The organism is Mycobacterium sp., from assembly GCF_036488105.1.
Lineage (GTDB): Bacteria > Actinomycetota > Actinomycetes > Mycobacteriales > Mycobacteriaceae > Mycobacterium.
On the sequence record NZ_DASXHW010000352.1, the window covers coordinates 1 to 6,852 of the forward strand.

Here is a 6,852-nt window from a genome sequence, read left to right on the forward strand (position 1 = left end):
GCCGGCGTGCCGGTGCTGCCGGCCACCGACGGACCCAGCAGCGTCGACGACATCCGCGCCTTCGCCGCCGCCCACGATGGCGCGATCGTGATCAAAGCGCTTGCCGGCGGCGGCGGTCGCGGCATGCGAATAGTCCACAGCGCCGATCAGATTGACGACGCCTACCGGCAGTGCGCCGCGGAGGCGCAACTCGGCTTCGGCGATCCGGCGCTCTTTGCCGAAGCGCGGCTGGCCAATGCACGGCATATCGAGGTGCAGATCGTCGCAACGCCGTCGCGCGCGCTCGCGCTGGGCGACCGGGACTGCAGCATTCAGCGCCGCCACCAGAAGTTGGTCGAAATCGCACCAGCACAAGGTATTTCGCCAGCACTGCGTCGTGAGCTGCACCGGGCAGCGGCTCGGCTGTGTGCGCAGGCGGACTACCGTGGCATCGCTACGGTCGAGTTCCTGGTGGCCGGTGAGCAGTTCGTCTTCCTCGAGGTCAACCCGCGGATCCAGGTGGAGCACACGGTAACCGAGGAAGTCACCGGCGTCGACCTGGTGGCCGTCCAGTTGAGAATCGCCCAGGGCGGATCGTTTCACCAGCTGAGGTTGCCGGCCGGGATCGTCGCCGACGGCGACGAAGTCGTCGGTGCGCTCGCAGCGGTTCGCGGGATCGCGATCCAGACGCGGGTCAACATGGAGACCATGGGGGCCGACGGGTCAGTCCTACCCAGCACAGGCACCCTCACGGTGTTTTCGCCGCCGAGCGGACCCGGCGTGCGGGTCGACACCTTCGGGCGTCCGGGACTGACACCGAGCCCACGCTATGACTCGTTGCTGGCCAAAGTGATCACCCGGGTACGCGGATCGTCGTTTTCCGCCGCGGTGCGCAAGGCGCATACGGCATTGGACGAATTCGGTATCGAAGGAATCCGCACCAATGCCGGATTCCTGCGGGAAGTGCTGTCGCACAGCGACGTTCACACCGGCCTGGTCACTACCGATTTCATCGACGACAACCTTTCCGCCTTCGTGGTCGCCGCGCAGTCTCGCCGTCATGAGCCCCGACTCGCGCCGCTGGAACTGTACCCGGGCGAGGAAGTGCTGCGTGCGCAGCTGGCCGGCACCGTGATCGAGGTTGCGGCCGAAGGAACCGAGTGCCCGGCTGGCGCCCCACTGGCGGTGCTCGAAGCCATGAAAATGCAACATGTGCTGACCGCGCCGGACGCGGTGCGCACGGTCCGGGCTTTGGTGACGGCCGGGCAGGTGATCGGAACCGGAGACCCCGTGGTGGTGTTCACCCGCACGGGCGACAGCGCCGGTGCCGAAGACGTCGCCGCACTCGACCTGGAGCGGCGACGTGCCGACCTCGAGGAAGTCCGTCGCCGCCATCTGCTTACCCTCGACGAGGGCCGTCCTACGGCGATCACGAAGCGGCACAACCAGAATCGTCGCACCGCTCGCGAGAATATCGCCGACCTCGTTGATGCGGGGAGCCTCGTGGAGTACGGCGCGCTGGCGGTGGCCGCGCAGCGCAGCCGGCGCTCGGAGGACGATCTGATCGCCAACACGCCGGCCGATGGGTTGGTCGCGGGAGTGGCGAAAATCGGTGGCGTCGAGACCGTTGTGCTTTCTTATGACTACACCGTGCTCGCGGGCACGCAGGGCATGCGCAACCACGCCAAAACCGATCGGGTCTTCGAGCTGGCCGCCCGCAGAAAGCTGCCGGTGGTGTTGTTCGCCGAAGGCGGCGGTGGCCGGCCGGGCGACACCGATGTCGCCAGCGTGGCCGGCCTTGACGTGCCAACCTTCCGCACGCTGGGGGCGCTGCGCGGGCAGGTGCCGCTGGTGTCGATCGTGTCCGGGCGTTGCTTTGCCGGCAACGCGGCGTTGGCCGGCACCTGTGACGTCATCATCGCGACTCCCGACGCCAACATCGGCATGGGTGGTCCGGCGATGATCGAAGGCGGCGGCCTCGGCCAATACCGGCCGGAGGATATCGGGCCCATCGACGTGCAGCGGCGCAACGGAGTCGTCGGATTGGCCGCCCGCGACGAGGCGCATGCGGTGTCGCTGGCCAAGCAGTACCTGTCCTATTTCACCGGCAGGCTGGCCGACTGGGAGGCCCCCGATCCGAGACGGACACGACATGTCGTGCCGGAGAACCGGTTACGGGCCTACGACGTGCGCCACGCGATCGACTCGGTCGCCGACGTCGGATCCGTTTTGGAGCTGCGGGCCGACTACGGAGTCGGCGTGGTCACCGCGCTGGTCCGAGTCGAAGGTGTGGCGTTCGGGTTGGTCGCCAACAGCAGTCATCATCTCGGCGGGGCCATCGACGCCGAGGCCGCGGACAAGATGGCCGACTTTTTGACGCTCTGCGAATCGGCTGGGCTGCCGATTATTTCGCTGTGCGATACGCCGGGTTTCATGGTCGGCCCGGATGCCGAAGTCGACGCCGCCGTCCGGCGGTTCAGTCGGCTGTTCATCGTCGGGGCACGGCTGACGGTGCCGTTCGGGATGGTCATTCTGCGCAAGGGCTACGGGTTGGGCGCGATGGCGATGGCCGGGGGCTCTTTTCACGCCCCGGAGTTCACTGTTGCCTGGCCGACCGGGGAGATCGGCGGGATGGGTCTCGAGGGCGCCGTTCGGCTGGGGTTCAGCAAGGAACTGGCCGCCGTCGCCGACCCGGTCGAGCGGCAGAATCTGTTCGACAAACTGGTCGAGGCCGCTTATCAGCACGGCAAGGCACTCACCTCGGCCACCACCTTCGAACTCGACGACGTGATCGACCCGGCCGAGTCCCGGGCCTGGATCACCCGGCTGTCCCGGTAGTCGCGCGCACCTTACGCACGGTGATCGCGCGACGCGCGACGGATGTGGCTGTCTCCCGGGCTTAGGAGGGGTCGATGTTCTGGTTGAGGCGAAAAAAATTGCCCGGGTCGTAGCGTCGCTTGAGTTCGACGAGCCGCTCATAGTTGACGCCGTACGCTTGCCGGACACAGCCGTGGTCGTCGGCGGACAGGTAGTTGCTGTAAGAGCGGTCCGCCATGTGCGGCGCGAGCGCCTCGAAGGTTGCCCGTGCCCACGCGATGCCCGCGTCAGTGTCCGCTGGGTCGCTCCATTGGGAGATGAGCAGCAGGTTGTGCCCAGGCTCGCGGTGCGGGTAGGCGGTGCTGCTCGGATCGATCCTGGTCGCTGCGCCGTGGAAATTCTCGATGATCAAGGCGCACAACTCAGTCGGCGCCCGTTCGAACGCCTGGACGAGAGCTGTAATAGCCGCGTCTGTGAGCTCGGTCAAGAACGCCGACTTCCAGTAGTTGAGCGTTCCTGGGTTGAATAGCCAGTCAACGCGGGTGTTCGCGACCGGGTAAGGCACCCGCTGAATCATGTCTGCGGCGGGGGATCCAAACCCGCGAAGCGCGCCGACGTCGGCATCAGCCTGATCGGGGTCCGTTCCGCAGTGGCAGATCGCGACCCCGCAGAGCTTCGTGCCAGAGCCGTCGGGCGCGTGCAGGAAAGCGGCCTGGGTCCCGAGCTCGTCAGGCAAGTCGGCGCAGAAGTCGCGATAAAACGAAAGCAGCGAGGGCGCCGCGTCGAGGACATACAACACTGGCCCGCTGAGAACGCTCTCTACCGGGTGCGCCTGCAGCTCGAACGAGGTGACCACGCCGAAGTTGCCGCCGCCTCCACGGATCGCCCAGAACAGATCTGGGTTGTCGTGGTCGCTGGCCGTCACGACCTCCCCGGACGCGAGCACAACCTCCGTAGCAAGGAGGTTGTCGATCGCCATGCCGTAGCGTCCCATCAGCCAGCCCAGGCCGCCTCCGAGTATGAGCCCGGCGATTCCGGTGCTCGACACCACACCACTCGCGGTCGCGAGGCCGAACACACCGGTCGTGCGGTCCAGCTCCCGGATCGTGACGCCGCCCTGGGCGCGGACGGTGCGTCGGGCCGAATCGACATGGATCGCCTTCATCAGCGAAAGGTCAATCATCAGCCCGCCCTCGGTGACCGCCTTGCCGGCGACATTGTGACCGCCGCCGCGGACCGATACCTCGAGCCCGATGTCCCTGGCCGTAGTGACGGCGTCAATTACGTCGGCGGTGTTCAAGCACCGCGCGATCAGTGCGGGCCGCTTGTCGATCAGGCCGTTGTGGATCTTGCGCGCGGCGTCGTAGCCCCGGTCCGCTGGGGTCAAGATCTGGCCGGAAAACCCCTCGGCTAGAGATGCGACGGAGTCGGACGTCGTCATATCGGCGGACGTTACACCCGGTCGGCTGCTAACTGGCCGATCTTGGCAGCTGACGTCGGGTTCAGGTACCGCTCGTTTAGCGATCGACACCGTCGCGCGCGGTCAGCGCCAGAGCTCGAAACCGGTTCGGACGTGTTGACACTGATTTGTGATCCCTCGAGTTGAATCTGAGGATTCAACTACGGTAAGTGGAGCCCAATCCGGCTGCGGATCGCCAATCCGTGATCTCGACCGCCACAAAGAGGATGTGCCTATGAAAGTTGCCGACAAAGTCGCCATCGTCACCGGCGGCGGTAACGGTATCGGCGCGGCGCTGGCCGCCAAGCTGGCGCAGCAGGATGCCAGAGTCGTTGTCGCCGATATCAATTCGCAGGCTGCCGAAGCCGTGGCAAGCGGAATCAACGCCGACCGGCCCGGCGCGGCCGTCGCTTCCGCCGGCGATGTCTCCGACACCGAGCACATCAAGCAGCTGATCGCGTTGGCAGAAAACGAGTTCGGGCCCGTCGACCTGTATTTCGCGAATGCGGGCATCACCGGCGTGGCCGGCTTGGACGTGACCGAGGATGAATGGGATCAATCCATCGACATCAACCTGCGGGCTCACATCCGGGCGGCGCAACTGCTGGTGCCCGGATGGGTTGAACGGGGCGAAGGCTACTTCGTCAGCACCGCGTCGGCGGCCGGGCTGCTCACTCAACTCGGGTCGGCGACCTACTCGGTGACCAAGCACGCCGCAGTCGGATTCGCGGAATGGCTGAACATCACCTTCGGCGACCAGGGCGTGCGGGTCAGCTGTCTGTGCCCGATGGGAGTCAACACCAACCTGTTGTATTCGCCGGGGGAGTCCGAGGATCCCTTGGCCCGCCTGGCGACCCGTGCGGTCACCAGCGCGGGCGACGTGATCGAGCCGGCTGACGTGGCAGACGTGGTGCTGGCGGCCATCGAGGAGGAGCGCTTCCTGATCCTCCCGCATCCGGCGGTTCTCGAGATGTATCGGCACAAAGGCACCGACTACGAACGTTGGCTGCGGGGCATGCGCCGCTACCAGCACAGCCTGATGGAGGCACTGTGACCACTCGAAACCTGAACGGACGCACCGCGATCATCACCGGAGGTTCCCGGGGCATCGGGTTGGCCATCGCACAACGGCTGGCGCTCGACGGGGCGAACATCGTGCTCACCTCCCGCAAGCAGGAGAGCGCGGACGAGGCGGCCGAGCAGGTCGGCGGCAACGCCATCGGAGTGGCCGCCCACGCGGTGGACGAGGAGGCCGCACGGCAGTGCGTCGATCTGACACTCGACCGGTTCGGCAGCATCGACATTCTGGTCAACAATGCGGGCACCAATCCGGCGTACGGTCCGCTGATCGACCAGGATCACGCCCGCTTCGCGAAGACTTTTGACGTCAATCTCTGGGCGCCTCTGCTGTGGACCTCACTGGCGGCCAAGGCGTGGATGGTCGAGCACGGTGGCGCGATCGTTCACACCGCATCGATCGGCGGCATGCACCAGTCGCCCAACATGGGCATGTACAACGCCACGAAGGCAGCGCTGATCCATGTCACCAAGCAACTGGCAGTGGAACTTTCACCGCGAGTGCGGGTGAATGCCATCTGTCCGGGTGTGGTTCGGACCAAGCTTGCCGAGGCGCTGTGGAAGGACAACGAACAGTTAGTCGCGCAGCGGACGGCGTTGGGACGCATCGGTGAGACCCCCGACGTGGCAGCTGCGGTCGCCTTCCTGGTGTCAGACGACGCGAGCTGGATCACCGGCGACACCTTGGTGATCGACGGCGGTCAGGTGCTCGGCAACGCGGCGGAATTCCGATGAGCGTCGACGAGCAGGCGGTGGCGCAGGATCTGCACGCGCGGGTGCGGACGCTACTGGAGGAGCACGATCCGGCGGGTGATGCAACAGAATTCCTTGGAGCCCGTTTCGATGCGGGATTGGCGTGGGTGCACTTCCCAAGCGGTTCAGGTGGGCTCGATCTGCCACGTGGCTTTCAGTCGTTGGTCGAAGACGAGCTGGCCGCGGCGGGCGCGCCGGTGGGAGGCGGACCACACAACGGCATCGGGATGGGCATGGCGGCGCCGACTATTGCCGCCTTCGGCACCGCGGAGCAGCGGCGAAAGTTCCTGCGGCCGTTGTTCACCGGAGAACACTTCTACTGTCAGTTATTCAGCGAGCCGGGTGCTGGATCTGACCTGGCCGGGGTCTCCACCCGCGCAGTGCGCGGTGTTGATTCAGAAGGCCCCCACTGGATCGTCAACGGGCAGAAGGTGTGGACGTCGAGCGCGCAGAAGGCCCAGCGGGCGATCCTGGTCGCACGGACCGATCCTACGGTTCCCAAGCATCAAGGCCTGACCTACTTCGTTTGCGACATGACCGATCCCGGGGTCGACGTCCGGCCGCTACGGCAGATCACCGGCGAAGCCGAGTTCAACGAGGTCTTTCTCACCGATGTCCGGGTGCCGGACGCCAACCGCCTCGGCTCGGAGGGCGGCGGCTGGAAGGTCGCGACCACCACGCTGAACAACGAACGCGTTGCCATCGGCTCAATGGCAGGCGGCACACGTGAAAGCGGGATCATCGGCAAGGTCACCGACGCCTGGCGG

5 protein-coding genes are annotated in these 6,852 nt (G+C 66.1%); 4 read left to right on the forward strand and 1 reads right to left on the reverse strand.

Annotation, left to right across the window (positions count from 1 at the left end; all coding sequences use genetic code 11):
- Positions 1-2,817 (forward strand): acetyl-CoA carboxylase family protein (locus tag VGH54_RS18680; protein WP_331513565.1); only part of this gene is annotated, 2,817 nt, incomplete at its 5' end.
- Between the two features lie 61 nt (positions 2,818-2,878).
- Here VGH54_RS18680 and VGH54_RS18685 read toward each other — a convergent pair.
- Entirely contained in the window at positions 2,879-4,237 is a 1,359-nt protein-coding gene (locus VGH54_RS18685) for an FAD-binding oxidoreductase (RefSeq protein ID WP_331513566.1), read from the reverse strand.
- A gap of 253 nt (positions 4,238-4,490) precedes the next feature.
- Between VGH54_RS18685 and VGH54_RS18690 the strand changes: the two genes are divergently transcribed.
- The 3 genes from VGH54_RS18690 to VGH54_RS18700 form a co-directional block, all read left to right on the forward strand.
- The gene (locus tag VGH54_RS18690) at positions 4,491-5,309 is read left to right on the forward strand and encodes an SDR family oxidoreductase (RefSeq protein ID WP_331513567.1); all 819 of its coding nucleotides are present in this window, start codon (positions 4,491-4,493) and stop codon (positions 5,307-5,309) included.
- Entirely contained in the window at positions 5,306-6,067 is a 762-nt protein-coding gene (locus VGH54_RS18695) for an SDR family oxidoreductase (protein ID WP_331513568.1), read from the forward strand. Before VGH54_RS18690 ends, VGH54_RS18695 begins: the two co-directional genes overlap by 4 nt.
- A partial coding sequence (locus VGH54_RS18700; RefSeq protein WP_331513569.1) for an acyl-CoA dehydrogenase family protein occupies positions 6,064-6,852 on the forward strand: 789 nt, incomplete at its 3' end. The genes VGH54_RS18695 and VGH54_RS18700, both read left to right, overlap by 4 nt.

Bases quoted from the DNA above. Each gene is read 5' to 3' on its own strand.
- VGH54_RS18685 (WP_331513566.1), bottom strand. From the start codon at position 4,237: ATGACGACGTCCGACTCCGTCGCATCTCTAGCCGAGGGGTTTTCCGGC.
- VGH54_RS18690 (WP_331513567.1), top strand. From the start codon at position 4,491: ATGAAAGTTGCCGACAAAGTCGCCATCGTCACCGGCGGCGGTAACGGT.